Source organism: Streptomyces sp. NPDC006655 (assembly GCF_040703965.1).
Taxonomy (GTDB): domain Bacteria; phylum Actinomycetota; class Actinomycetes; order Streptomycetales; family Streptomycetaceae; genus Streptomyces.
In genome coordinates, this window is record NZ_JBEYJU010000029.1 from 30,316 (window position 1) to 54,814 (window position 24,499).

The window sequence follows — 24,499 nt, forward strand, 5'->3', positions numbered from 1 at the left end:
GAGAGGATCAGAACGTGCCGGGCGGGACGTTGTTGGTCATGGTGACCTTGATGGGGCTGTAGCCCCCGCTGCCCCCGGCGTTGGTGGTGTTGAGGATCGCGTTGAAGGAGTTGCTGTATTCCACCGCGGACTTGGAGCCGTCGGCCTCGGAGTCGGTGAACGCGGCCGCGCCCAGGTCGACCTGAAACGTGATCTTGTTGGGGCCGGTGAGCCCGTTGTCGAGGATGAGCTGCAACGACGGCTGGGTGTTGTTCAGCATCCACAGCAGCGGGCTCTCGTCCGCAGCGATGAACGTGAGCTTGCCCTCCACCGAGACGCCGCCGCGCTGGATGATGTACGGGTTCTGGGAGCCGGTGGTCGTGAACTTGGGCTCCAGCTCGCGCTTGATGGTCAGTTCGCCGTCGCTGACCGTGGAGATCAGGGTGCCGCCGGCCGCGGGGCCGCCGATGCCGATGACCATCCGCCAGGAGGCGACAGGCAGCACCGTCGACGGGTTCGCGACGGGCGTGGCCCCGGCCGGGATGGACGCCCACGACGTCCCCTTGCCCGACCAGGTCAGCAGCTCCGACTCCGCCGACCACTTCAGCCCGAGTTCGGACAGGCACAGGCCCGGGTAGATGCGGGCGCCGGTCGCCGCGGTGGGGCCGAGGAAGTGGGTCAGGGCGTGGGTCATCGGCTGGCTTGAGCCGGACCCGTTGAGGAGGCTGTACGCCTGGGAGTACGGGCCGGTGACCGGCTGCACCGGCTGCCCGATGGCGTGCTGGAACACCAGTCCGCCGGACGGGGTGGTGAGCGGGATGGTGTACGGCCCGGCACCCGTCGGCGTGCCGGTGATGAAGCACTCGGCCGTCGCCCCGGAACCGATCTGCACGGTCGTACCGGCCGGGATGGTCGCCGCGGTCTGGATGGAGGACGCGCCGACCGTGCCCGCGACGGACAGGGTGGTGCCGCCGCTGCCGGTCGAGGTGCCGACCCAGGCGACGTCGCCGAGGATGTTCCTCAGCCAGAAGCCGAGGCCGTCGCCGTACGCGGGGCCGCCGAGTTCGATGTCCGCGGTCTTCGTGCCGGGGATCTTGGCGAAGCTGTCGGTCGCCATCGACCCGCGCCAGCTCTTGTCGTCGAGGAAGGTCTGGTTGTCCTTCGCCTTGACGCTGTCGACGAGGACCGTGGACGTCATCGGGGTCCCGGAGCCCTGGCCGGCCGTTTCGGCGGCGACCCCGACGAACTGCTTGGTGGGTGCGAACGTGGTGGGGGTGGCGGGCACCGGTCACTCCTCGCTGACGAGCGGCGCGGCGTTGTCCGCGACCTGGTTGGGCGTCTTGGTGGTGGGGGCCCAGCGGCCGTCGGCGGGCGGACCGTCCGGCCAGTCGAAGACCGTGGCGTCGGCGGTGGCGGTCGCGGCCCGGCAGGTCAGCGGGACGTGCGGGTACACGCAGTCGGAGATGTGCGTGTACTCGTACACGCCCGGCGGCGCTGCGGCCGGGGCTGCGTCCTCGGCGGCCTCGGCCGCCTGGGTCTCGGTGACCGGCTTCGTCACGACGACGGTGGGCGCCTCGGCGGGGGCTGCGGCCTCCTCCGGCTGCGGAGTCGGCTCGGGGTCCCGGGCGGGCGGGGACTTGGGTGTGGGCATGCGGACTCCGCAGGCAGAGAAGGTGAAAGGAAAAGGGAGGAGGGGGCGCCTGGCCGGTCAGGCGTTGAAGATCTCGATGGCGGCGAACCGCACCTCGAGAAAGCCCTTGGTGAGCTGGGCCTTGGTCTCCGGCTGGGCGAAACGGCAGTCGATGCTGCCGAGCCCGTTCTCGACGTACTCGCCGGCTTGGAAGACCGCGCCGTCGAGGGTGCGGCTCTGGTGCATGTGCTCCACGAGCGCGTCCCGCAGGGCGAACGCGTCGTCCTGGGCGTCCTCGGCGAACGCGCTGTTGGAGCGGAGGAAGCAGTTCAGGGTCACGTCGTAGACCACCTGCTTCTGACCGTTGTGCTCGCCGCCGAGTGCGATCCGCCGCTCGCTGCTCTGGGCGATGAACACCACCATGTGGCAGCCGGTGCGGGTGCCGGGCGGCATGCCCAGGAAGTACTCGGCGTGGTCGTCCTGCTTGCCGAACGCGCGGCGTACGACGCCGACGCCGGCGTTCGACAGCGGCGAGGACCGGTAGCTTCGGGTCTGCTCGTCGTACGCGCCGCCGAAGTACCGGCAGATCCCGTCCAGGACCGATTGCATGCTCACATGCGCCTCGCGTAGGAGTTCAGGATCCGCACCGCTTCGGCGACCAGGCCGGACCCGTCCTTGCGCGGGTCCTTCTTCCGGGTGCCGGGCGACAGGTTGGTGTCGGGGTAGGAGTCCTCAGCTGCCGTGTCGGGGCGCATCAGCTGAGAGACCGTGTAGTTGATGACCGCGAGCCGCATGTCCGCGGGCATGCCGGAGAAGCTGTAGCCCGCGGTGTGCGCGTTCACCGTCGGGGTGGCGAGCGGGATGGAGACGGGCGTGATCGGCGTCGTGAACGCGGGCGGCGTCCAGGACGGGTCGACGACGACGTACTCCTCGACGCCGGGCTCCCACAGCCGGTAGGAGCCGCCGGGCAGGATCCCGGTCGGGTCCATGACGGTCACCGACGTGGCCCCAGGAGAGGCGTGGTCCGCCAGGAGGGTCGACACCCAGCCCGCGGTGTAGGTGAAGTCGGCCCACACCCGGCCCTGGGCCGCTCCCCCGACGGGGATGTAGATCGTCTGGTTGTCGTCGACCCGAACCGTCGGGCCGACGACGTACGACATGCGGGACATCGTCGCGCCGTAGGAGACGGCGGCGACGGACAGCACGGGCCGGTCGGACGGGAACACGATCAGGTTCCCGTCCTCGACCCGCGCTCGGGTGTGCCGGTCGACCCGGTGCGCGGCGAGCGGCTGGTTGCACTGGTTGTCGGCCCACTCGGACGAGCTGAGCAGCATGTTCGTCAGCTCGTCCGTCTGCGCGCTGGGGTCCATGATCCCGGGCCGCAGCGTCTCGGTGTCGAGGTAGGTCGGGTGGGCCCGGAACTCCTCGGCGGTCACGTACGGGGTGAGGGCCATGACCGGTCACCTCCTCCGTGCGGGGCCTACTCGGTGGGCTTGGCGGCCGCGCGCTTCCGGGCGGGCTTCGCCTGGTCGTCGGCCGCCGGGGGCGTCGCGGGGGTCGGGTCGCCGTCCTCGGACTTCTGGAGGGCGCCGCCGAGTTGCTGCGCGGCATCCGAGGCCTGAGCCACGACGGGGGTGAGTGCGGCGGTGGCCTGCGCGGCCCGCACCAGCTGCTCGACCGCGCTGAGGAGGGTCGCCGGGTCCTTCCGGCGGTCCATCTCTTCGAGGACGAGCCGCCGCTGGCGCTCGGTGTCGGTCTCCCACATCGGCCGGCCACCGACGTGGAAGGAGACGAGACGGTCGGAGACGTCGTCGGGGAAGTCGAAGCCGCCGTTCTCGTCGGCTTCGAACTTGCCGTACTCGGCGTCGTCGAGGGCGGTAGCGCCCGTGAGCGTGTACAGGCGCATGCCTGCTCCAATCGAGGTGGGTGAGTGAGGGGGACGCCGGGGGCCCCGCAGCGTGCTGCGGGGCCCGACGGGTCATCAGCCGACGTTGGACAGGACGCCCATGGCGACGGGGGCGCGGTTCACGAACGCGCCGACCGACCGGATCTCGAACTCCCGGCGCGGGCCGCCACCGGCGACACCCGGGTTGCGGGAGATGCCGTAGTCGAACTGGGCGCAGTCCCGGAGGTTCCGGTACTCCAGCACGTTCGAGATGTTGGCCTGCGGGAAAGGCACCCGGTCGGTGCGAGCGATGATCGTGCCCGGGGGCAGCGAGGTGTGGACCTCGATCGGCACGGTGACGCCACCGGCCGGGGCGTTGACGATCTGCCCGACGCGGCCGCCGGCGGTCACGTTGATGCGGCCGCTCTGGTCGGTGTTCAGGAAGGTCGTCGCGCTGGTCGAGCCGAGGACCAGGTTGGCGATCTCCTGGGCCTGCGCCGCGTTCATCATCAGCGCGGTCGGCGATGCCTTGATCTGGTTCCAGAGCTGGAGGAAGATGTACGTCTCGATCTCCTGGACGGCACCGCCAGCCAGGGTCAGAGCCGCACCGTCCAGCGACTTGTAGATGGACGGGTTGGCGTTGGCGGTGCCCGGCTGCACCCACTGGCCGGTGGTGCTGTAGTCGCCGGACAGCGACGCGAGGAACCCGTCGTAGTCGTTGGCGTTCGCGCTGCCGTTGTCGGCGGCGGCGTTGAACGTCGGGGCGGTGTTGGCCGCGCCCTTCCAGTTGCTGGTCAGGTCCGGGACCGCGGTCCCGGACGGCAGCGCCTGGTTCGTGCCGATGACCTTGGTCATCTGGACGGTGTTGACCGTGGTGGTCGTGTAGTAGTACCAGGTCGTGCCGTTGGCCGACTGGAACCAGTCGTAGGCGACCGCGCCTCGGACAGCGCCGACGGTCGCGGTCAGGCTGTTCGTGGAGCCCGACGCGAACACCGTGGACGCGCTGTTGCCCTGGGAGTTACCCGAGCCGTAGTAGTAGCCGGACCCGGTGCGGGCCGCGACACCGACGTACACGGTGACGGCGCCGATGGTGCCGCCGGTGGCCGACTGCACGATGGTCGGCGCGGCCGGCCGGGCGAGCGCGAAGGACTGCGCGCCGATCAACTTCCGGTCGTCGCCGATCAGCACCTGGTTCAGGGTCTGGAAGGTGGCGATCTGGAACGGGTCAGCGTAGCCGCTACCGAGGTCGTACGCGTCCTGGGTGGCCATGCCGGCCAGGCCCGTGGGCATGTACTTCGCCTGGAAATCCTGTTCCTTGAACACGACCTCGTTGGCCGCGTAGTCGTAGCCCATGGACGGGTCCGGCTGCGCGCTGGTGGTGTCCATGATCGCGCGCCAGTTCGCGAACGGGTTCCCGTCCGGGCTCTTGACGCGGGAGACGATGTCTCGGAACGGCGTGTTGACGGGGATGAGGGAGACCAGACCGGACAGGTCGTAGCTGTAGACGCCGGTGTTGGTCGTGATGCCGGTCGTCTGCGCCTTGGCGATGGCGTCCAGGGTCTCGGCGGTGACGTTTTCGAGCGCAGCGCTCAAGGGGTGCCTCCTGGGCATGCAAAACCCCCGGACGCAGTCGCGTTCCGGGGGCTCGGAGTTGGTGGGGAGGGTGTGGCGGTCAGCCGCCGTTGTGGATTCGCGCGAGTTCCGCGATAGCGCCCTGCTGCATCTCGATCGCGGCCGCGTTCTGCTCGGGGGCCGTGCCGGTGTAGAGGGTGTTCTTCAGCTCGCGGGCCTTGGCCACGTCGACCGGGGGCGCGCCGCGCTCCTGGCCGCGCAGCATCGGCTGCACTCCGTTGGCGAACACCTGCGGCGGGGCCGGCTGCTCCTCCAGCGTCTGCACCTGGCCCTTGAGGGTCTCGACGAGGCCCGCCAGTTCGACGATCGCTGCACCCTGCTTGGTGACCAGCTCCGTCTGCGTGGCGCTGTGCTCGGCGAGCATGCCCTTGACCAGCTCTGCGAGGTCGCTGCTCTTGGAAACGTCCGGTTCGGTGCCGGGGGTGGACTTGGTGACGTCGTCGTCGGCCTGGGCGGTGTCCGCCGGGGCCTCCTTGGCGACGTCCTCGGCGGGCACGCCGACCGCGGCGGCCGGGGCCGGCTCCAGGTCGTCGGCCGCCGCCGGGGCCTCCGGCTGCTCGTCCTCGGCAGCGTCGGCCCCGGAGATCGGGGTGATTTCGGTCGGGTCTACGATGCCGACGAGCTTGCCCTTGGCGTCGTAGACGGCGACCATCGGGGCCTTGCCCTCGCCGTCGGCCTTGCCGACCGCGTCCGGGGCGACGGCCGGGGTGTCGACGGTGGTCTCGGGGGCGTTGCCGGTCTCCGGCATGAGGTTCTCCTTCTTGGCGACCGGCTGGCCGCTCTCCGGGGTGTCGGGGGCGGCCGGGAGGCTGGCGAGTACCTTGGTGAGGGACTCGACGGCGTCCCGGATCGCCCTCTCGTTCGCGGCGGACAGGGAGCGGCCGGCCTTCCGGACCTGCCCGAGGGACTCGATGACCTCCAGCGGGTCCGGCAGGCCGCCGATGAGGGCCTTGCCGATCGCCTCCAGGGCCTCGACGTTGTCGACCTCGGCCTGCTCGTTCACCGCGAAGGGGGCGAGGACGCTGATGGCGTAGTCGATGGCGCACGCCGCGCTGTTGAGGTCGAGGGACTGGTCGAAGTCGTCGGCGTCGCCCGCCACGGACTCCATGACCTCCCGGTCCTCCATCACGAGGAGAGCGGCCTTGGCGCGCGAGAGGATCGCCGTCCACTTCCGGGCGGTGGCCGCGTCGACGGCCTCCCACGCGGGCGATCCGGGGGTGTTGACGTTGCCCGGGGCGGTGCCCTCGGGCTCGGCGAGGATCTTGGTCGGGTCGAGGTCGGGTTCGGCGGCCATGTCCGTGTCCTTCGTGATGATGTCGGGGACCAGGCGGCCGCCGTGCTTCGTGAGGAGGGAGGCGAGGGCGTCGTAGCCCGGCCGGCCGGTCACGGTGACCGTCCAGCCCGGGTCGTCGGCTGGTGCGGGCTCGGTGTCGGCGGTCTTGCCGATGAGGCCGCGGATGAGGTCGGGGTCGACGAGGCCCGCCTGATCGGTGTCAGCGCGCTTGGCGATGAGGAAGCTCATGCCGTTCGCGGCCTTGTCGACCAGGTCGACGCGGGGGATGTCCGCATCGACCAGCTCGGTGAACTCGTCGTCAGGGGATGTGGGCATCAGCTGCTCCGGGGGGTGACGCGGCGTGCCGATCCCTGCGGTGAGAACCCGGTGACCTGACCCGACTTGTAGAGCTGCCAGGCGACTTCGTCACAGATGCCGCCAACCAGCCAGTCACCGGCCTTGACCACCGTGCCGTCACCGAGGTCCCAGTCCGGGCCGCGGTAGATGTATGACTCGGTCACCGTGAAGTGGCCGATGGTGTTGTCCGGCCCGTGGAAGAGACCGACCTGGGCGCCGCCCGGCAGGAAGCTCCACGCCGCTTTCTCCAGCTCGGCGGGGCTGAAGTAATCCCGGCCGCCGTCGGCGCCGCGCTTGATCATCGGGTCGGGGCCTGCCTGGTAGGCGACTCCCAGTAGGTATCTCTGGGGCTCTGTCATGGCATGCCTTTACAATGGAAGAGTGAAAAAGTCCTGTTCAGTGCCCACCTGCAACCTCCCCTTGTACGCCCGCGGGTGGTGTCAGTCGCACTACAGCCGGTGGAAGAAGACCGGTGACGTTCAGCCCGACGTGCCGATTGCTGGCCGTCAGAAGCGCTCGGGGAACTGCCGCGTTGAAGGGTGCGAGCGACCTATCGAGGCGCGCCGCCTGTGCGTTGGTCACCTGCGACGAGAGGACAAGTTCGGTGACGTGCAGGCGCACATCCCGCTCAAGCGCCCGTCGGACGGAAGCTGCTCGGTACCGGACTGCCCGCGCCCGCATGCGGGTCTCGGGTGGTGCGAGTACCACTACGCACCGTTCAGGCGGTACAAGCTGACGCCCGAGGCGTACGCCGCGCTCCTGGAGTCACAGGGCGGCGGATGCGCGATATGCGGCACGCAGCCGACCCCCGAGGACGGAATGCATGTAGACCACGACCACGGGTGCTGTCCGCCCCGCAAGAAGTCGTGCGGGAAGTGCGTCCGTGGCCTCCTGTGCAGCCGCTGCAACCTGATGATCGGCTACGCCAAGGACGACCCGGAGGTGCTACGACAGGCCATCAGGTACCTGACTACATCCCGGGGATGACCGGGACGAGGGCGCAGCGGCACCAGGGGTGTCCGGGCGGGGCGGTCTGGCCGGTGGGGAAGAAGGTGCCGGGGCGGCGCGGGCCGCCGTCGGCGTTGTCGGCGCAGAGGTTGCAGACGCGGCCGTCACCGGCCGACACCCACTCGACGAACTCGATGTCGTTCGCGATGTAGGAGCGGAGGCTGGCCTGCGAGACTGCGCGGGCGAGTTCGGTGGTCGCGATCATCTCCGCGCGGCTGGCGTCCGTGAGGAGGCCCTCAATCGCGGCGGCGATCGTGGTGGGGCTGTCGCCGCGCTCCGCCCCCTCGGCGAGGAGCCGCCCGAGGGCCTTGATCCGGTTGGCGGCGATCGAGCGGATGGTCACACCGCTGTCGCGGAGCAGGATCTCCAGACCTGCTCCGTCGCCGGTCGCCCCGAGGAGGAGTTGGGCCGCCTTGGTGTCGCCCGGGGTCCAGTTGCCCCAGTCGACGGCGGCGCCGCCCGCGGTGATCGCGGCCTCGGCGCACAGGGCACCGATGAGGTAGCCGTCGGTGTAGACCCCGGCGATCGTCTTCTCGATCGCGGCCGCCAGATCCGGGGCGTTCTTCTCAAGCCAGCGTTCGGCCTGCTGGTTCAGGTCCCGGATCCGGTCGTCTTTCCGGCTCTTGCTGGAGCGCGGGTTCAGAGCCAGCCACGCTCCGGCGAGGTCGCGGGCGTTGAAGGCGCCGCGCAGGGCGTCGATGATCCGGGGCACCCAGTGAGCGACGGCCCGCAGGTCCATCGTCCAGCCGGGCCACCGGTCCGACCCCTCACGGGCGCCGTCACCTTTTGGGTGAGCCGCCTTCGCGAGCCCCAGTTTCTCCGAGACCGACTCGTTGTCGTCGTGACCGTGGGAGCCGTCGGTGTGCATCCAGCCGTCGGTGTCGTCGAACCGGATGGGCATGCCGCAGGGGCAGACCATGTCGCCGTCGGCACCGACGCCCAGGGCGCGGAGGACGAGGGTGATCGAGTCGAGGAGTTCCGGCCGTACGACGGGGTTGTCGACCAGCTGGTTGGGGTCCCACCAGGCGATGGCCTCGACGCAGTCGCCGTCGGGGTCGTCCGGGTTGTTCACCTGGTCGCGTCGGGCGAGGTCGAGCATCGACTCCGACGGGATGGTGTAGACGTATCCGGCGTAGATGCCGGAGACCCAGGCGGGGTTCGCGGCTGCGAGGGCCGCCATGCCGATCGGGTCGAACGGCAGGAGGCATCGGGTTTCCTCCGACCACTCGCGGACGGCGGCGCCCACCGGCGGTTCGTCGCCTTCGAGGTGGCCGCCGGGGAACTCCCAGGTGCCGCGCGCCGGGTCGTCGGGGTCGAGGCCCCGCTGGAGCATGAGGACGCGGCCGGTGTCGGCGGCCCGTACGACGAGCCCGGTGCACGCGATGTCGCCGGCGTCCTTCCGGACGACGAGGCGGCCGCCCTGGTTGAGGCGGCGGCCGGTGCGGGCGTCGACGTGGCGGAACTCGAAGTCCCGCCACACTCCGGTGCGGCGCCGGGACTTCCGGAAACTGCGGAACGCCGCCATCTCTCCCTTGATCAGCGCGGCTTCATCGTCGTCGTCCTCCTGGCCGTCGAGGTCGTTGCCGTAGATGCCGGTGTCGGCGGTGATGCCCTCGGCGGGGGCCGGGGCGGCGTCCTTGGCGATCGCCTCGGGCTGCTGCTCGGCGGCGTGCCGGACGGTCGCCTGGTAGGTGTCCTGGGCCGCGTCGACGGCGGCCGCGTCGGTGGTGCCTGGGGCGGCGATGACTCCGGCGGCCGGGACGGCGGGCTGGGCCGGGATGTCCTGTTCGTCGGCTGGCGCGTACGTCTCCGGGTCGATGCTGCCGCCGACGCCGTCGATGGACAGGAGCGGGACCGGACCGGCGTGGGTGGTGCTGTAGAAGCGGGGGGTGGGGCGGCGCGGGTCGGCGGGCAGGCCCAGGAGTTCCTCGCGGCCCTCGTCGGCGCTGGCCATGCCCTTGTCGATGTAGATGCCCCAGGCCTGCGCGAGGGTGAGGCGGTCTTCCTTCTCCTGCCCGGTGTCGAACGCGAACTGGACCGGTAGGCCCATGTCGTCCTGGAGGAAACCGGTGAGGATGCCCTCGATGTGGTTGGCGAGCGGCAGGTCACCGACGCGGTGTTGCACGTCGCCCTGTGTTTCACCGCTGCTGCGGTTGACGTTCTCGGTGAACCCGAGGTCCGCGGGGACGACGTGGTAGGCCGCGCAGGTCTTCCGCATCAGGAACAGGGAGAACCCGTCCGAGAACTCTTTCTCGTTCGACCATTCGATCTTGCCGCCGCCCGGCATCCACCGGATCTGGGACTTGATCGCCTGGTCGCCCATCAGGAACGCGTCCCAGTAGCCCTGGAACTCCTCGATCTGCTGCGGCGTCCAGCTCTCCGGGGCGCTCGCGAACGCCGCCGGGATGTTCCCCTCGGTGAACCGCTGGAGGAAGTACGCCTGAAAGCGCAGGTCGGTGTTGCTGTTGAGGAGGATGGACTCCAGCGGCGCGTACCCGTAGGGGCTGTTCGAGCGAGGCCGGAACGGCTCGTAGATCAGGTCACTGCGCTTGAGCTGGTTCCACGGCAGACCCTGCGCGTACTGCACGTACGCAGGGGCCGGGTCCTCCGGGCTGTCGCCCCAGTAGTCCAGGAGGGGAGCGATCGTCGTCCCGTCGACGACCTTGAGGCCGATTGGACGCCCGGCCCGGTTCCGGCGCCGGTACAGGGTGCCGGCGTCGAACGCCAAGATGTCGTACAGCCAGGCCGCCAGCCACGCCGGGAACAGGCGCTGCCCGTCGGGCTTGGCGAGCACCTTCATGCCCAGGTCGATGGCCGCGTCCGCGTCGCCCCGGAAGCCGCGGGCGGGGACGAGGGACCAGTCCAGGGCCCGGATGGAGTCGATGCGGTGCCAGATGCACATTTGCGCGATGTCGTACGCGTCGATGAGCCCGCGCAACGTGTCGAAGCTGACCCGCTCGTTGGCCTTCGGCCGGGCGTTGATGTTGTACCCGGCGACGTAGTCCTGCGACCGCGGGGTCCGGCTGTACCCGTCGTACGGGGCGAGCGGTTCCCCCGGGGAGAACGGCCGGGTCTGGGCCATCCCGGCGGCTTCCTCGCCGGCCTTCATGTCGGCGGGCTGCCCGAATCCGAATGCCTTGCCGAGGCGATCACGGAGGCTCATGGGTGGCGTGCCTCCTATCTACGCTCGGGCGTCAACTGCCGGTGACCCAGTGGTCGGGGAGGTCGTCGGTTGTGACGGGGGGCGTCTCGGGCTCGACGCCCTCCGGGGTGCAGTTGCAGCCGGGCAGCACGGCCGGGTCCGGTGCCGTGCACGTGCTCTGATGGATCAGGGCGGCGGCGTCGAGGGTGATGGCGTGCTTGGCGCAGGCCAGGACGGTGCGGGTCATGCCGTCGGCGGTCGGGAGCGGACCGAACTCGGGCGGCGGCAGCTGCTTGTCGGCGAGCCGTCGCAGCTCTGCGCGGCGCTCTTCCTCGACAGCGACGACCTCGGCGACTTCCGCCTCGGTGGGGCGGCGCAGCCAGTTGACGACGGCGTCCTCGTCGCACGCCGCGCACGGCTTTCTGCTGGGCGGGGTGGGGGTGGCCACGGTGAGGCTCCTCAGGTCACGTTGAGCTGGCCGACGTTGAACACGGGCTGTTCGGGGGTGTCGGTGATGCGGAGGAAGACCGCGTACCGTCCGGCGGCGAGGACCGGCCCGTTGCTGCCGGGGCCGACGAGAACCTGCGCCCGGTAGGCGTTGGTACCGGGGATGGGCTGAAGGCCGTCCCAGCCGCCCGGGTACCAGGTCTCCGGCCGACCGCCGACCGCGGTGAAAGCGAACTCCACCATGTCGACGGTCGGGTTGTACGGCTCCCCGGCGGCAGTGGCCTCCACCTGGGCCTGGACGTACTGGCGGGAGTCGCGGTCGATGCTCTGCACCCGGTCCCCCTTCTCTATTCGTCGGCGTTCCAGCGGCCCCCGGTGAGCCACGCGCGCCAGGTGGCGCCGGGCTGGCCGACCGTCCAGCGGGTGGTGACTCCGATGACGGTGAGGGCGACGTCGCGGAGCGCCCGTGTCAGGTGCAGCCCGGTGTCGACGGTGACCGTGGCGGCCGCCGTGAGGAGCAGGGCGAAAATCCGGGCGGTACTCGCTGTCGCGGTGCCGGTCGCGGTCGCCGTCACCGTCCGGGCGACGTTCCGGCGGGCCAGGGCCGCGGCGAGCGCGTCGGCGCGGACGGTCAGGGCGGCCGCCCGGGACAGGCCGGCGGTCGACGTGGCGGCCGCGCTGTGCGTGAGCGCGGCGCCCCGCAGCAGCCCCACCGTGCTCGTCACGGTGGCCGCCAGGACGCGGCCGACGCCCATCCGGACGGCTGTACCCGCAGCGGCCGGCGCGGCGAGCGTCCAGGCCACGGCGCGGCCGATACCGACCGTGGCGGTGGTGTGTCCGGTGAAGGTGATGGCGGGCCAGCGGACCAGGTATCGGGCGGCCGTTGCGGGCGCGGTGAGGGTGAGCGCGGCGCGACGCCGGATGGTCGTGGTGCTGGTCGCGGTGGTCGTCAGGATGGTCCCGGCCCCCCGGCCGATGCCGGTGGTGGCGTTCACGGCGGCCACGAGGGTGAGGACGGTGGAGCGGGCCACGCCGATCGTGCTGGACACGGCCGCGCCGACCGTCAGGACGAGGCTGTACCCGGCCCTCACGGTCGTCCCCGGTGTCCCGGTCGTGGCGACCGTGAGGAGTTGGGTGATGCCGCGTCGCAGCCGCCCCTCGGCGGCCACGGAGGCCGTCAGCCGGGCGGTGACCGCGCGGGACACCGCGCTCGTCGCGGCGGCGGCCGCCGCCATGGTCCGTGCGGTGCCCCGCTGCACCGCGCCAGCTGTGCTCGCGGCGACCGCATACGTCGCGTAGAGGACGCGGCCCCCGGTGGTCAGCGTGGCGACGACGGTGGCCGTGGTCGCGAGGGTCAAGAAACGCACGAGCCCGGTCCCGACGCCCGCGGCCGCCGTCCCGGAGACGGTGAAGGCCCGCCCGACCCGGCGCCCGAGACGGCCGGTGCCGGTGACCGTGGCTGTCCAGGTCCAGGAGCCCGCCCGCTGCACCGCCGCAGCAGCGTTGACGGCCCGCGCGTAGGTGACGGCGGCCGAGACGCCGAGGGCGGTGCCGGCGGTGCTGGCGACGGCCAGGGTGATCGTGCGGAGGTTCCCGCTCGTACTCATCCCGGCCGTCACGCTGCTGCTCGCGGTCAGCATCCGCCCGACGCGCCGCCCGAGCCCGCCCGTGCCGGTCGCTGCGGCGGTGTACGTGCGGACGACAGCGGTCCGCACGGCGGCCACGGGCGTCGAGGTGACAGCGGCCGTGAACGTCCGGGCAACTGCTGCCCGCAGCGCGGCCACTGGGGTGGAGGTGACGGCGGCGGCGTACCGCTGGGCCACGGCCCGCCCGAGAGCTCCGGTTGCGGACACCGTCGCCTGGGCGGGGCGTCCCACGCCGCGGGTGAGTCCGCCGCTACCGGTCACGCCCGCGATGAGCCTGGTCTGGAATCCTCGGGCGAGGGCGGCCCCGGCGGTCCGGGCGGTGGGAAACGCTGTTGCGACCGCCCGCCGTACGCCGGGGGCGCCGATCGAGGTGGTGGACAGCGGCCGTCCGACGCCGCGCCGTACCGCGCCGATGCCGGTGACGGCCGCGACGAGGAGGAGGGTTCGGGTCACGGCGGCCGTGATGCTCTGCGCGGCGGCGGAGGCCACCGTCATGGTCCGTGCTGCTCCTCGGCGGACGCTGGCCGCGCCCGCTGCGGTCACCCGAGCGGTCACGGCGGCGGCCCGGGTGAGGTTCGAGCCGGCCGACACTGCCGCCGCCCGGATGATCCCGGCGCGCCGGGTCAGCGCGGGTGCGGTAGTGGAGGCGGCGGTCAGGGTTACCGTGCCCGAGGCGCGGACGAGAACCCCGAGCGTCGCCGCGTTTCCCGAGGCGCTCTGTGTGGCGGTCGGGGTGATCGTGGCGGTGACCGCCGGCGCCCAGATCACGCCGTTCCCGGCGTTGGTGACCGTATAGGTGACCCCGCTGGTGGATCCGGCGACCACCGTGTTGGAGACGTACGCGTACCCGATGTACAGCTCGGACCCGGCGGTTGGGGTGAGCGTCGCCCAGCTGATGGCCGTGGTCGCGGTGGCGACCGTGTTCCCGCCCGTACCGTCCGCCGCCCACGCGGTGTTGGCCACGCTGCTGCTGAACTGCTCGGCGCACAGCTCGGTCGACGTCGAGGTGACGGTGCCGCTGTAGGTGACCGTGATCGTCGTGGACGCCGTCGACGCGATCGTGCCCAGCCAGATCTCGATCGTGCCGTTGAGGGTCCCGCTGTTCACCGACGCGATCCGCGACCAGGTCGACGGGCCGCCGCCCGACACCGACGACACACTGATCGTGGAGTCGGAGACGCGCACCATCAGCAGCCACGCGTTGCCGACGGTGGGGCCGGACACGGTCAGCGTGCTGACCCCGGTACCGCGGTTCTGCTGGAGGCTCCCGACGGCCGAGATCGTCATGGTCGCCCCCCGCCGGGTCGGTCAGGAGATGCTGACCTGCATGGTCGCGGTCAGGGAGTCGCCGTTGTTGAAGGCGAGGCCGGTGAACGTCGAGTGCAGGAGCAGCGACCCGTTCGTGACGGCGGTCGACCCGGGCGGGTTCCCGCCGGTGACGGTCGCGCCGCTGGAATGCGTTGCGGCCGTCGACCCGTTGACGCCTCGGGTCACGGTCCACGTGGTGGTGCCCTGGCCGCCGGTCACGGTCATGACCTCGCCGTCGACCTGGATGTTGTAGTTCCCGGAGCCCGGGAACCCGGTGGCGCTGGCCACGCTGATCGAGGTCGAGGACGTCGAGGCGACCGCAGCGGACAGCGTGGTCGCCTGCGGCTTCGACGCCGAGTCCCCGAGGAACGCCTCGGTGATGGTCTGCGAACTCGCCGACGTCAGCGTCCCAACGACCTGGTAGGTGTCGTTCGTGGTCGTGGTCGTCACCTGGCTGCTCGTGCCGGTGACGCGCGCCTCGGCGGCCTCCTGGAACGGAGCGACGTCCGAGTTCGCCGCGGTCGCCGCGCCGATCCCCCAGCCCAGGAACTTCGGCTCGGCCTGGGTCGGCGTCGCCCCGATCATCCGGCCGGTGAAGATCTCTCGGCCCTTCCGCGTGAGCACGGTGGTGGTGGCCATGTCTGCTACTCCCTACTGGCGGCCCGTGCCGCGTCGCGGTTGGCCGCTGCTGCGCGGCGCTTGAACCGAGGCTGGCCCCACAGACGCCACCACAGGCGGCGGAGGGGGTTGCGGTGCCAGTACGCGCCGACACCGAGGTCGAGGACCGTCCCGTCGGCTCGGGTGATGACGAAACTCGTGGACGCACTGCGGTACGCGGCCTTGGCCTCGGACGTGGTCACGGCGCCTCCTGCGTGCTCTGGTGGCCGTTCGCGACGTGCTCGTGCAGCGGGGCCATGTTGAGGCCGACCGTGATGACGTTGTTGGTGACGCCCATCTCCCGGATGGGGATCTTCACCTCTTCCGAGCAGACCGGGCAGTCGACGGGAACGTGGGTGCCGAGGAAGGAGGCCATGGTCAGCGTGCGGCCCTTCCGCTCCGGAAGGCGGCCGACGCGGACTGGAAGGCCCTCGTGATGTTCGTGGTGTCGACGGTGACCTCGTGGGTGATGTCGGGAGGGTCCCCGGCGCTGACCTGCACGGCTTCGACGGTCACCGCGTAGGTCGTCTCGGTGACGTGGCCGTCCGCGGCCACCGCCCGATTCGTGATCGTCCCGCGAGGCGGGGTGAGGCCGGCGGTGTCGGCTTCCTTCATCAGGCGCCGCACCTCGGCGGTCAGTGAGGTGTCGCTGACCCGCTCGACCGAGAAGACGTACGCGCTCTGGACCGTGTAAACGGCCTGACCGTCGGCGTCCTTGAAGGTGATGCAGCCGTCTTCCGGCAGGTAGTACGCGGCCTCAACGAGCTTGCCCTGAGGCTGTGTATGCGGCCCCTCATAGATCGTGACGAGGAAGGTACGCAGAGCGGCCTTGGCCATGATGGTGCTCCTGGTGATGGTGGTGTTGTTACCGCTGCTGGCGCCGGAACGCCTCGTCGCGGAGCCGCTTGCGGATGGCGGCTGCGTCCTCGACGGGCTCGGCCGGTGGTTCGGCCTCGGGCTCCGGATCGGTGGCCGGTTCCTCGTCAAGGGCTTCGGTGGGCTCGTCGTCGTGCTCGGCCTGGGCGGCTTGCGCGGCCTCGGCCTTGGCCCGGAAGTGGGCGATCCACGCCATGGCGCCGTTCTCGTCGAGGAGGAGGTAGGCGAGGCCCTGGGAGGCTGCGTCGACCTGGTCGTCATGGGTGCCGTTCGGGAACCCGGCCGCCTCGGTGATGAGTTCCTCGGGGTCGAACAACGCGATGTCCTTGTCCGGGAGGAACGCGTTGCCCGCCTCGATGGCCGGGGCGACCGCGTTGGCACGGGCGTACTTCGACTCGGTCGGGGTGATCGCGATGATGCCCGGGATCTTCGACTTCAGGGTGTTGATGACGGCCGTGCCGTTCGCCTTGTCCTCGACGAGTTTCGCGGTCGCGCCGGGCCAGCGAGCCACCAGGGCCTGGAACGCGGAGACGGTGTCGGTGAACGACAGCCGCTTGCGGACCTGGTCGAGGAGGAACACGTCGGCACCGCGGCGCGCCCACACCTGACCGACGACGTAGTCCGATGACTTCGTGTCCTTGAACGCCATGTCCCAGGTCATGATCAACTGGTCCACGTTGGGGACGACGTACGCCTCGGGGATCGTCGGGTGCTGCGACCACAGCGGCGTCGAGTACCGGCGCCACCACTGTCTCTTCCACACGTTGCCGGAGTCCGGCGACGGGCGGCCCTGGTAGAGGCTCGTCCAGGTGCGGGAGCCGACGTCGTGCCGGGTGTCCTCCCAGTCTTTCTTCGTGCGGCCGCGCGCGGACAGCAGGAAGGCGCCGGGCTCGCGGCCAAGCGGGTCGCTCTGGCCTTCCTCCGGCTTGTGGTCAGCCTCGGCTGGGATGTTGATGTGCCGCCACTCGCGGCGCACGTCCTGGCGCAGGAGACGGCCGGCGAGGTCGTCCTCGTGCCAGCGAGTGAGGACGACGATAACCGCCGTGTTCGGCCCGAACCGGGTACGGGCGGCGTCGGTCCAGAAATCCCAGGCACGTTGCCGGAACGTCTCGGACTCGGCCTGTGCTCGGTCCTTGATCGGGTCGTCGATGATGAGGACGTCGACCGGACGGCCGGTGAGGGCGCCCTGGATACCGACGGAGTAGACGCCGCCCTCGTGGTCCTCGATCTGCCATTCCTGCGCCGACGCCGTGTCGGTGCGGATCCGCAGGTCGAACTTCTCCCGGTTCGACCTGATGTCGTTACGGATCGCGCGGCCCCACCGGCGAGCGGTGCCCAGTTCGTAGGAGGCGATCGCGATCCGCTTGTCCGGGTCCCGAGTCAACAACCACGCGGGGAACGTGCGGCTGACTCGCTGGCTCTTGCCCTCCTGCGGGGGCATGGTCCAGATCAATCTCTTGCAGCGGCCCTCGGCGACGTCGATGAGGTTCTGGTCGAGGAGCGCGAGCGCCGGGGTCCGGACAACCTTCGGGTCGAGGGCGCGGGCGAGGTCGTGGGGGGTGGGGTATCGGTCGGCGGCTGTGCTGCGGCCTTCGAGGCGGTCGGCGGCCATCGCGACCGCGTCCATTTCACTGGACACGTCCGGGCCTCCTGAGGGGTTACACGGCGCGTAGGTGCCGGGCAGCCGCCTTCCGTGCGTCGTCCGCCTGCGTGCCGGTCACGCCGGCCGCGGCGAGCGCGGCCTCCAGCGCGGAGACGAGGGCGTCCGCCTGGCGCTCCGTCACCCGGGCCATGCGGTCCTCGATGTTCAATTTCGCGATCATCCCGAGGACGCTGCCGGTGCGGTCCATCGCCCGCTCGTACAGGGCGATCTCGGCGCGCAGCTGCTCGGCCCCCGAGGCACCTTCGTAGCGGACGCGGTCGCCGAGGTCGTTGACGATGCGGCTGATGGCCTCCTGCCAGGCGAGCACCTGCCCGGCGAGCCGGGACAGAGCGGCGAAGGGGTCGTCGACGGGCTGCACGTCGAGCTGGGCAAGGAGGCGCCGGGCCTCCTGGTCAGCCTTCTCCGCTCGGGCCGCGGTCCGCTGGTTGCGGGTGTTCCCGCCGTGGAGGCGGCAACGGCCGGTACCGACGTGGTCGGTGCCCCATCCGGCGACGAACGTGCACGTCTCACCGGGGGCACCCTGCCGTTTCTGGGCCCCGCACTTCGGCTTGCCCTCGCCGGCGTGCTCGGGGCGCAGCCCGGTCAATCCCCGCTCCGCAGGTTGAGGCGGAGCAGCCGGGCACGGCGGTCGCTGATGTTCAGGACCGTGGCGATACCACTGAGCGCCGAGTCTGCCGCGTCGGGCCCGCTGGCCATGGCGATCTTCCACGCCGCAGCCTGGAGGCGGTCCAGGCGGAGTACCTCCAGGACCCGGAGCGGGTCCATGGGGACCCCGTCGTACGTGGTGTCGGCGACCTCCATGGCCGCGTCGATGGCGTCGGCGACGTCCGGGTACTTCAGCCTGTCGGCGATGGTGTGCCAGTCGACACCGGCCAAGCGCAGGCTCAGGGCCTTCTGCGCCTTCTCTTCGGCGGCCTCATCGGCCATGGCCGATCACCTCCTCGTGAGGGAAGGCGCCTGCGGGCCACCCCCGGAGAGGTGGGTGGCCCGCAGGCCTGGAGGTGCGCGTGCCGTCCGCTCCCCCGCAGGGCAGCGGACGGCACGCTCGGTGTGTTATCGGGTAGTCAGGGGGTCAGGCCGCGTCGTCGGCGGTCTCGTCGACCTCGGCGAACGCGCCCTCGATGTCCTCGGGCAGGTGGGTGCTGACGTCGCCGCAGGCCTGCGCGGCGGCGGACCGGGAGCCCTTGCAGAACACCAGCACGTCCTGGTGGACGCGCCCGAGGCCGCGGGTCGCGGTGAACACGTTCCCGGCCATGACGGCGGCGGACCCGGCGAGCGTGACGAGGACGGCGCCGGAGGCGTAGGTGAGGCCGGCGGCGGCCGCCGCGCGGATCGTGGCGCCCCGCAGGTCGTGGAGCACGCCCTTGCTGTCCCGGGCGTCCCCGACGACGATCACGGCGTACCGGTCGTTGCGCAGGGCGCGGGCGGCACCGGCGATGATCCGGGCGTACGCGGCGTCGAAGTCGGCGTGGGTCATGGTCGACAGGTCCGCCGGGTTGCTGGAGTATTGCTCCAGGCTGTAGTACGGCGGGCAGGTCAGGACCATGTCGGCGCTCTCGGGCTCCAGCACGGTCACCCAGTCAGCGCTGTCTCCGACCGTCCAGACCGGGTCGGCCGCCAGGAGATGGCGCTGCATGAACTCGTCGCGCTGCTCCCGGTTCGACTCGATCTGCTCGGCCCGCAGGTCGTTGCCGAGGTACGGGCGTCCGAGGATCCCGGCGACGATGCCACGTACGGAGCCGCCGGCGAACGGGTCGATGACCGTGCCGCCAGGCGGGCAGAACCAGCGGTAGGCCAACTCGCACAGCACCGGGTCGAAGACGCTCGTGCCGGACTTGAGGGACGTCTCCATGGGCACGTAGTGCTCAGCCTCGAACTCGCCGTGGGTCAGGCCGCGCCCGAGCGTCTGCTCGGCCTCGGCCTTCTTCCGGTAGTAGTTCGGGTCGATCATGGACAGGTCGGAGAACGCGAGCCCGTCACCGCGGCCGACTTCGCTGCGGATCCCGAGGGACAGCCACTGCTTCTTCCGGGTGCGCCACCAGCCGCCTCGGGAGTCGAGGACGTCGAACGGCGGGATGAGGAACCGGTCGGCGAGCGACGGTTTCTCGACGTCCTCGTCCGGCTCGTCGAGGGCGTCGAGGTCGGGGGGCGTGATCAGCCTCTCGACGTCGTCCTCGGTGTAGCCGGTGCCCTCGTAGTCCCCGTCCATGTAGGAGAGGAGTTCGGCGAGGGCGTCGTTGTCCGTCTCGCCGAGTTCGGCCAGCCGATTGTCGGCGATGTTGATGCGGCGGGCCTCGTCATCAGTGCAGTCGATGATTTCGGACCGGGCGCTGGTCCCGTCCCAGGTACCGTCGGAGCACAGCGCGCACCGCTTCTCTGGCACGTCGTGGTTGGCGAACTCGCACTGGCCTGGCCCGTGAAGGACGAGGGCCTTCTTGGTGTGGTTGCCCGCGAGGATCGTGAACCGGTCGCGGGCAGTCTGCCGAACGACGATGCCGCGGTACTGGCCGTGCCGGCGCAGGCTCTTGAGGATCTCCTCGACGTCGCCGTGCTTCGCGTTGCCCTCGAAGTGGTCGAGCTGGTCAAACGGGATGTCGCGGGTGTCGACGTAGACGGCAGGCATGAGGAGGTCTCCCGTGAGGGGGCGGGTGCTGAAGTCAGGCCGGGATCCACGCGCCGTTACGGACGAAGCCGTGCGTCCCGCAGCAGGGCCACAGCAGACTCGGCTCCATGTGCAGCGGCTCGCGGGAGACGAGGGTGTGTTCCGGGGCGCCCTGGGCCATCCACCGGCCCTCACCGTTCGCAGCCGCGGGGCACCAGTGCCAGAACCAGGGGTTCGGGTCATCGGGGAGTGCCGTCAGATGCCGGGGCACCCACCCGTAGCTGATGTTCGGCGCGAGGTCGTGGACCTCGTCCCACCAGTCGCACCAGGTGCTCGGCGGGGTGGCGGGGTCGCGGACGCCCATGCTGCTCCTACCGGGGTATGGGGTGCGCGCATACGTCAGGGTTCCGGGAGTTCAACCCTACCCGCGGGTCTCCCGGCTGCCTGACGTGCTTGGGCCACTCTTCGTCTCTGTCGAACCACTCGGGCCGGGTGGTGGCGCGCGGCGCGCTGGCGCATCGTCGCAAGGCTGGCAGGACTCGAACCTGCAACCAGCGGTGTTGGAGACCGCTACTCTATCCAGTTGAGCTACAGCCCCAAGGGGCGGGCCCCGGCCGAGGAGTCGGCGGCCGGGGCCCGCGCGGGGTCAGCCCTGGGCGGGAGCGGGCGGCTCGACCGGCGCCGGGGCCTCGGCGGACTGGACGACGTCCTCGACCGTGGCCTTCACCTCGGCGGTGAGCTTCGCGAGTTCGGCGACGACCGCCGTGACGATCTGCTCCTTCACCGTCTCCAGCTCGGGCGCGATCTTCCCGACGAGGCTGGAGACGAACGCGTCCAGTTCGTCGGCGCCGCCGCCGATCAGGTGCCCGAACTTGTCCTTGAACTCGTCGACCAGGTCGCGGAACTTGGCGGCGAGGACGTGGCCCTCGTCCTCCAGGTTGTTGACGAGTCCGTGGAGGACGTCGAGGGGGGATGACATGGGGTGCCTCCGGGGCGGGGTGGGATGTCGAGGAGGGGGGTCCTACGCGCACCGAGCGCAGGGGAGCTTGCGGTGGTGCCGCTCGCAGCTGGTGTCGCGGGCCGGCTCGTAGCGAGGAGCGGTGCCGAGGAAGGTGTGCATGGCCGCGGTCTGCTGGCGGGCGGTGCGACGGGACACGGCACGGCGTTCGGAACGCGGGGCGCGCGGCTTGTATCCGGCAGGCAGGTACGGCATGGGGCAACTCCCGGGCGGGGTGAGGGGTGTCGGCCGCCGCGCACCCCTCAATGCGGGCGGCCGACGTAAAGAGGCCCCGCCGGAAGGTGTGTCCGCGCGGAGCCGGTCTGTAGGGCTGCGGTCAGGAGGCCGCGGCGAGGGTGGGGCGCTTCGGGGGGACCCGGACGGCGCCGCTGATGACGTCCCTCAGTTCGAGGTAGTCGTACTTGCCGTCGTGGGAGGTGAGTCGGCCCTCGGCGGCCCACCGGGTCACCGTGCCCTTGGGTCGGCCGATCAGGTACGCGATGTCCGAGGGGGACAACAGGACCGGGCGGTATGGGGCGTCAGCGATGGGCAAGGAGCCTCCCCGGAAACGCCAAAGGCCGCCCGGTGAGGGGCGGCCCTTGAAGACAGAAAGATCAAGCTTGGCAGGACCGTACCTCACTCGGCCCGTAGACGCAACCTGATCTTGCGTCCTTCCATTCCTGGCCCAGTTCGGCCAGGTAGCGCATCTGATCGAGGTAGAAGACGCGCCGGTTGGACGCGTTCCGGCCAGCGGGGGCGAGGCGGCCGCGCTCGACCCACCGCGTGACGGTGGAGGGGTCGATGCCCAGCCGTCGGGCGCCCTCGATCGCAATGACTAGCTCGCCGCCGGGTTCGGGCAGCGCGGCGAGGCGGCGCTCGGCCGATCGGCGGCGGATGTAACCGCGCACGTGCAGGTTGGCCGTAGTCGGCCAGTAGGGATCGGGGTCCCCGTGCTGCTCACGCACTTCGTCGATGTGCTTCATGAGCCGGGACGCGGGGCGAAAGTACTCGCGCCGTGCGTTGACGCGGCAGGAGGCGAACTGTGCGTGCCGTGCGGCTTCTTCGTCCGGGCCGCCGGGCTCGAATGCCAAGATCTCGTCCGGCATCAGACTCGCGAAACGCTCGAAAGGGTCGGCGGTGGTGCCGATCTTGATGAGGTCGCTGCGGCGAATGTAGTACACGATCCCCTGATGTCCGGGCGCGGTATGCCTCCGCTCCCATCCAGTCTGGTTGTGCCTGCTCCTGCCGATTTTGACGGCGATGGAGACTGCGGCTTCATCCAGCGTGACGCCTGCATCGCGCATCTCCTTCAACGCCCGTGCGATGTGGCGAAAGGCGGGCTCGCTGGTGTCAACCAGATCCAGGAGCAGGGCCACATCGCTGTCGCGGGGCCCCGACCTACTGTCGCGATGGAACTGCGGGACGAAGGGCGTACCCTGACCCATGCTGGCGCTCCTTTGCAGCGTCCGGCAACTGACCCCGGCAGGTGTTGCATCACCCGCCGGGGTTTCCAATTGCCTTAATTCTACATTGAGTTCGCACATTTCACCTGGTCAGCGCCTTACCGCAAGGTCACCCGTAGACCTAGATGACGTGGCTCACGGGGAGCGGTACGACGGCCCCGGGCAGGATGTTTCCCCTGGTCTGCGGCTTGCAGCCGTGGCCCGGGGGGTCCACGCGGCGGTGACGGCCGGGGGCCCGCATCGTCATGCGCTCGTGGTGCTCGCCGGTGGTTGGCTTGCGGTGCTTTCCGGTGCCCTGGACCGGCGCCGCAATGTAGGTGTGCGTCTCGACCGGCTTGGCGGCGGGGGCCCAGTGTGCGGGAGACGTCCGGGGCACGGCGGCCGTGATCGGGGCGGTCGGCGCGGAGACGACCGTGGTGGTCGGCGTGACCGGGGTGTCGGGGGTGGAGTCCATGTCGGCCTCGGCTTCGACGGGCCGGTCCTGGGACTCGTGGGAGAGGACGGCGTCTGCCTTCCCCACGGTCAGGCCGACGGCGGACAGGACGGCGCCGAGGGCCAGGAGTGCGCGTACGGTCGCGCTACCGGCGATGGGGAGGGGGCAGTTCGGGGCGGCGTGCTTGCCCCTCGGTTCCGGCTCGCCCTCGTCGTCGGTGGCGGTGTCCGTGGTGTCCACGGTGACGAGGGAGAGGTGGCTGGCGCGGCGGGCTGCGCGGCGGGCTGCGGTGGGTGACATCGGTAGGGATCCTCGGGGACCGGGCGCGGTGGCGCTGAGGGGGGTTATGCCCAGGCGCCGTACGCGCCGGCGACAGTGAAGCCGGGGCCGAAGGCGAGCAGTGCGCCCTCAGCTCCGGGTGCGGGCGGCTCGTCGTAGGTGCGGCGCAGTACGTCCAGTACGGCGGCGCCGCCGAGGTTTCCGTTCTCGGCGAGGGATGTGTGGGAGTGGCGGCCGTGCTTGCCGGTGTCGAGACCGAGGCCTTCTATGACGTCGTCGATGATGCGGGGGCCGCCGGGGTGGACGCCGGCCCACTCGACGGTCCGGGTGCCGAGCCACTCCTTGACGTACGGGAGGGCGTCGGCGGCCGCGCTGGCTGCTGCCCGGGTGGAGTCGAAGTGCAGGCCCTGCTCGTCGATGGTGCCCCAGTAGCGGTCGCGGCTGTTCGGCATGGCCAGTTCGAATCCGTCGTCGATGATGCAGCCCTTGAGGTCGGCGGCGTTGCCCTGGTGGATGCCGGTGACGACGGTGGCGCCCGCGGAGTCTCCGAACAGGGTGCGGTAGATCATCGACTGGGGTGTCTGTTCGCGCTGGTGGTAGATCGTCGAGAGGGTCTCGGCGACGACGACGAGGACGCGGGCTCCGCCGGGGCGGGCCTGGGTGTACTGGAGGGCGCGGACGAGTGCGTGTGCTCCGCCGGAGCAGGCGAGCGTGGCCAGCGGCATGCGGGAGATGGTCGGTCGCAGGCCGAGGCGTTCGATGAGGTGGACGTCCAGGTTGGGGACGCTCCAGCTGGTGGTGTGGCTGGTGACGATCGCGTCGATGTCGCCGGGGTCGAGGCCGGCGACATCGAGGGCCCGCTGTGCGGCGGTCTCGGCGAGGTCGAGCGCGTCGTTGAACGCGTTCTTGGCCCGCTGGGCGACGCCGACCGGCTGGGTGACCTCCGGGAGGGTCCGGGACCAATACCGCTGCTGGACGCCCGAGTTGCGCATGAGGCGCTCCCAGACGGCCATGCTGCGGTGCGGGCGGCTGGGGTCGTCGGGATGCCGGTAGGTGGCACGTACGTGCTCGATGAGCGCGTCGGTGGTGACGCGATGCTCGGCGAGAGCGATCTCGGGTCTGCCAATGTGCGCGGGCACGGTTCCTCCGTCTCGGCGGTGCGGGCGGGTGGAGCAGGTTGAGCGGGGGCTGGCGGCCCGGCCAGGGGGTTGATCGGGCCGCC

General features: G+C 70.9%; 28 protein-coding genes and 1 tRNA gene. 1 reads left to right on the top strand and 28 read right to left on the bottom strand.

Annotated features, from left to right (window positions below; translation table 11 throughout):
• Positions 1-7: 7 nt before the first annotated feature.
• From AB0958_RS18700 to AB0958_RS18735, 8 genes are all read right to left on the bottom strand, one after another.
• Positions 8-1,264 (bottom strand): phage tail tube protein, encoded by a 1,257-nt coding sequence (locus tag AB0958_RS18700; protein WP_366891534.1) that lies wholly within the window; start codon positions 1,262-1,264, stop codon positions 8-10.
• 3 nt (positions 1,265-1,267) lie between these two features.
• Positions 1,268-1,630 carry a hypothetical protein gene (locus AB0958_RS18705; protein ID WP_366891535.1) on the bottom strand — a complete coding sequence of 121 codons (363 nt, stop codon included), beginning with the start codon at positions 1,628-1,630 and terminating at the stop codon, positions 1,268-1,270.
• 57 nt (positions 1,631-1,687) lie between these two features.
• Entirely contained in the window at positions 1,688-2,218 is a 531-nt protein-coding gene (locus tag AB0958_RS18710; protein ID WP_366891629.1) for a hypothetical protein, read from the bottom strand.
• A gap of 2 nt (positions 2,219-2,220) precedes the next feature.
• Positions 2,221-3,063, bottom strand: coding sequence for a hypothetical protein (locus AB0958_RS18715; RefSeq protein WP_366891536.1), 843 nt, complete (start codon positions 3,061-3,063; stop codon positions 2,221-2,223).
• Positions 3,064-3,089: 26 nt separating this feature from the next.
• Complete coding sequence (locus AB0958_RS18720; RefSeq protein WP_366891537.1) at positions 3,090-3,515, bottom strand: hypothetical protein; 426 nt, start codon at positions 3,513-3,515, stop codon at positions 3,090-3,092.
• 75 nt (positions 3,516-3,590) lie between these two features.
• Positions 3,591-5,087, bottom strand: a complete 1,497-nt coding sequence (locus tag AB0958_RS18725) for a hypothetical protein (RefSeq protein WP_366891538.1) — start codon at positions 5,085-5,087, stop codon at positions 3,591-3,593.
• 79 nt (positions 5,088-5,166) lie between these two features.
• Complete coding sequence (locus AB0958_RS18730) at positions 5,167-6,735, bottom strand: hypothetical protein (RefSeq protein WP_366891539.1); 1,569 nt, start codon at positions 6,733-6,735, stop codon at positions 5,167-5,169.
• Complete coding sequence (locus AB0958_RS18735; protein ID WP_366891540.1) at positions 6,735-7,115, bottom strand: XkdF-like putative serine protease domain-containing protein; 381 nt, start codon at positions 7,113-7,115, stop codon at positions 6,735-6,737. The genes AB0958_RS18730 and AB0958_RS18735 overlap by 1 nt, the downstream gene beginning before the upstream one ends.
• On the opposite strand from AB0958_RS18735, the gene AB0958_RS18740 reads away from it, so the two are divergent.
• On the top strand, positions 7,114-7,743 hold the full coding sequence (locus AB0958_RS18740; RefSeq protein WP_366891541.1) for an endonuclease VII domain-containing protein: 630 nt from the start codon (positions 7,114-7,116) through the stop codon (positions 7,741-7,743). The genes AB0958_RS18735 and AB0958_RS18740 overlap by 2 nt on opposite strands.
• Here the strand turns inward: AB0958_RS18740 and AB0958_RS18745 are convergent.
• From AB0958_RS18745 to AB0958_RS18840, 20 genes are all read right to left on the bottom strand, one after another.
• Positions 7,727-10,927: a phage portal protein gene (locus tag AB0958_RS18745; RefSeq protein WP_366891542.1), complete on the bottom strand. Its 3,201-nt coding sequence runs from the start codon at positions 10,925-10,927 to the stop codon at positions 7,727-7,729. The two genes, AB0958_RS18740 and AB0958_RS18745, sit on opposite strands and share 17 nt — an antisense overlap.
• A 31-nt stretch (positions 10,928-10,958) precedes the next feature.
• On the bottom strand, positions 10,959-11,354 hold the full coding sequence (locus tag AB0958_RS18750) for a hypothetical protein (RefSeq protein ID WP_366891543.1): 396 nt from the start codon (positions 11,352-11,354) through the stop codon (positions 10,959-10,961).
• A gap of 11 nt (positions 11,355-11,365) precedes the next feature.
• On the bottom strand, positions 11,366-11,686 hold the full coding sequence (locus AB0958_RS18755) for a hypothetical protein (protein ID WP_366891544.1): 321 nt from the start codon (positions 11,684-11,686) through the stop codon (positions 11,366-11,368).
• Positions 11,687-11,700: 14 nt separating this feature from the next.
• Complete coding sequence (locus AB0958_RS18760; protein ID WP_366891545.1) at positions 11,701-14,286, bottom strand: hypothetical protein; 2,586 nt, start codon at positions 14,284-14,286, stop codon at positions 11,701-11,703.
• Between the two features lie 21 nt (positions 14,287-14,307).
• Complete coding sequence (locus tag AB0958_RS18765; protein ID WP_366891546.1) at positions 14,308-14,946, bottom strand: hypothetical protein; 639 nt, start codon at positions 14,944-14,946, stop codon at positions 14,308-14,310.
• Between the two features lie 5 nt (positions 14,947-14,951).
• Positions 14,952-15,167, bottom strand: coding sequence for a hypothetical protein (locus AB0958_RS18770; protein ID WP_366891547.1), 216 nt, complete (start codon positions 15,165-15,167; stop codon positions 14,952-14,954).
• Positions 15,164-15,340 (bottom strand): hypothetical protein, encoded by a 177-nt coding sequence (locus AB0958_RS18775; RefSeq protein WP_366891548.1) that lies wholly within the window; start codon positions 15,338-15,340, stop codon positions 15,164-15,166. The genes AB0958_RS18770 and AB0958_RS18775 overlap by 4 nt, the downstream gene beginning before the upstream one ends.
• Before the next feature lie 2 nt (positions 15,341-15,342).
• Complete coding sequence (locus tag AB0958_RS18780; RefSeq protein ID WP_366891549.1) at positions 15,343-15,801, bottom strand: hypothetical protein; 459 nt, start codon at positions 15,799-15,801, stop codon at positions 15,343-15,345.
• A gap of 28 nt (positions 15,802-15,829) precedes the next feature.
• Positions 15,830-17,479, bottom strand: a complete 1,650-nt coding sequence (gene terL / locus AB0958_RS18785) for a phage terminase large subunit (protein WP_366891550.1) — start codon at positions 17,477-17,479, stop codon at positions 15,830-15,832.
• A gap of 19 nt (positions 17,480-17,498) precedes the next feature.
• Positions 17,499-18,089, bottom strand: a complete 591-nt coding sequence (locus AB0958_RS18790; RefSeq protein WP_366891551.1) for a hypothetical protein — start codon at positions 18,087-18,089, stop codon at positions 17,499-17,501.
• Positions 18,086-18,430 (bottom strand): hypothetical protein, encoded by a 345-nt coding sequence (locus AB0958_RS18795; RefSeq protein ID WP_366891552.1) that lies wholly within the window; start codon positions 18,428-18,430, stop codon positions 18,086-18,088. The genes AB0958_RS18790 and AB0958_RS18795 overlap by 4 nt, the downstream gene beginning before the upstream one ends.
• 145 nt (positions 18,431-18,575) lie before the next feature.
• Entirely contained in the window at positions 18,576-20,126 is a 1,551-nt protein-coding gene (locus tag AB0958_RS18800; protein WP_366891553.1) for a hypothetical protein, read from the bottom strand.
• 34 nt (positions 20,127-20,160) lie between these two features.
• The gene (locus AB0958_RS18805; RefSeq protein WP_366891554.1) at positions 20,161-20,469 is read right to left on the bottom strand and encodes a hypothetical protein; all 309 of its coding nucleotides are present in this window, start codon (positions 20,467-20,469) and stop codon (positions 20,161-20,163) included.
• A gap of 160 nt (positions 20,470-20,629) precedes the next feature.
• Positions 20,630-20,703, bottom strand: a tRNA-Trp gene (locus AB0958_RS18810).
• Between the two features lie 48 nt (positions 20,704-20,751).
• Complete coding sequence (locus tag AB0958_RS18815) at positions 20,752-21,084, bottom strand: hypothetical protein (protein ID WP_366891555.1); 333 nt, start codon at positions 21,082-21,084, stop codon at positions 20,752-20,754.
• Positions 21,085-21,126: 42 nt separating this feature from the next.
• Entirely contained in the window at positions 21,127-21,318 is a 192-nt protein-coding gene (locus tag AB0958_RS18820; RefSeq protein ID WP_366891556.1) for a hypothetical protein, read from the bottom strand.
• Positions 21,319-21,439: 121 nt separating this feature from the next.
• A complete protein-coding gene (locus tag AB0958_RS18825) occupies positions 21,440-21,655 on the bottom strand; it encodes a hypothetical protein (protein WP_366891557.1) in 216 nt (71 codons plus the stop codon).
• A 61-nt stretch (positions 21,656-21,716) separates the two neighbouring features.
• A complete protein-coding gene (locus tag AB0958_RS18830) occupies positions 21,717-22,547 on the bottom strand; it encodes a hypothetical protein (protein WP_366891558.1) in 831 nt (276 codons plus the stop codon).
• A 139-nt stretch (positions 22,548-22,686) separates the two neighbouring features.
• Positions 22,687-23,298 (bottom strand): hypothetical protein, encoded by a 612-nt coding sequence (locus AB0958_RS18835; RefSeq protein ID WP_366891559.1) that lies wholly within the window; start codon positions 23,296-23,298, stop codon positions 22,687-22,689.
• 44 nt (positions 23,299-23,342) lie between these two features.
• Positions 23,343-24,416, bottom strand: a complete 1,074-nt coding sequence (locus AB0958_RS18840) for a PhlD (RefSeq protein WP_366891560.1) — start codon at positions 24,414-24,416, stop codon at positions 23,343-23,345.
• Between the last annotated feature and the right edge of the window lie 83 nt (positions 24,417-24,499).

Excerpts from the sequence above, each read along its gene's own strand:
- AB0958_RS18705 (WP_366891535.1), bottom strand. The coding sequence starts at position 1,630 with ATGCCCACACCCAAGTCCCCGCCCGCCCGGGACCCCGAGCCGACTCCG.
- AB0958_RS18710 (WP_366891629.1), bottom strand. The coding sequence starts at position 2,218 with ATGCAATCGGTCCTGGACGGGATCTGCCGGTACTTCGGCGGCGCGTAC.
- AB0958_RS18715 (WP_366891536.1), bottom strand. The coding sequence starts at position 3,063 with ATGGCCCTCACCCCGTACGTGACCGCCGAGGAGTTCCGGGCCCACCCG.
- AB0958_RS18720 (WP_366891537.1), bottom strand. The coding sequence starts at position 3,515 with ATGCGCCTGTACACGCTCACGGGCGCTACCGCCCTCGACGACGCCGAG.
- AB0958_RS18730 (WP_366891539.1), bottom strand. The coding sequence starts at position 6,735 with ATGCCCACATCCCCTGACGACGAGTTCACCGAGCTGGTCGATGCGGAC.
- AB0958_RS18740 (WP_366891541.1), top strand. The coding sequence starts at position 7,114 with ATGGCATGCCTTTACAATGGAAGAGTGAAAAAGTCCTGTTCAGTGCCC.
- AB0958_RS18735 (WP_366891540.1), bottom strand. The coding sequence starts at position 7,115 with ATGACAGAGCCCCAGAGATACCTACTGGGAGTCGCCTACCAGGCAGGC.
- AB0958_RS18745 (WP_366891542.1), bottom strand. The coding sequence starts at position 10,927 with ATGAGCCTCCGTGATCGCCTCGGCAAGGCATTCGGATTCGGGCAGCCC.
- AB0958_RS18760 (WP_366891545.1), bottom strand. The coding sequence starts at position 14,286 with ATGACGATCTCGGCCGTCGGGAGCCTCCAGCAGAACCGCGGTACCGGG.
- AB0958_RS18765 (WP_366891546.1), bottom strand. The coding sequence starts at position 14,946 with ATGGCCACCACCACCGTGCTCACGCGGAAGGGCCGAGAGATCTTCACC.
- AB0958_RS18775 (WP_366891548.1), bottom strand. The coding sequence starts at position 15,340 with ATGGCCTCCTTCCTCGGCACCCACGTTCCCGTCGACTGCCCGGTCTGC.
- AB0958_RS18780 (WP_366891549.1), bottom strand. The coding sequence starts at position 15,801 with ATGGCCAAGGCCGCTCTGCGTACCTTCCTCGTCACGATCTATGAGGGG.
- AB0958_RS18795 (WP_366891552.1), bottom strand. The coding sequence starts at position 18,430 with ATGGCCGATGAGGCCGCCGAAGAGAAGGCGCAGAAGGCCCTGAGCCTG.
- AB0958_RS18800 (WP_366891553.1), bottom strand. The coding sequence starts at position 20,126 with ATGCCTGCCGTCTACGTCGACACCCGCGACATCCCGTTTGACCAGCTC.
- AB0958_RS18805 (WP_366891554.1), bottom strand. The coding sequence starts at position 20,469 with ATGGGCGTCCGCGACCCCGCCACCCCGCCGAGCACCTGGTGCGACTGG.
- AB0958_RS18815 (WP_366891555.1), bottom strand. The coding sequence starts at position 21,084 with ATGTCATCCCCCCTCGACGTCCTCCACGGACTCGTCAACAACCTGGAG.
- AB0958_RS18820 (WP_366891556.1), bottom strand. The coding sequence starts at position 21,318 with ATGCCGTACCTGCCTGCCGGATACAAGCCGCGCGCCCCGCGTTCCGAA.
- AB0958_RS18830 (WP_366891558.1), bottom strand. The coding sequence starts at position 22,547 with ATGGGTCAGGGTACGCCCTTCGTCCCGCAGTTCCATCGCGACAGTAGG.
- AB0958_RS18835 (WP_366891559.1), bottom strand. The coding sequence starts at position 23,298 with ATGTCACCCACCGCAGCCCGCCGCGCAGCCCGCCGCGCCAGCCACCTC.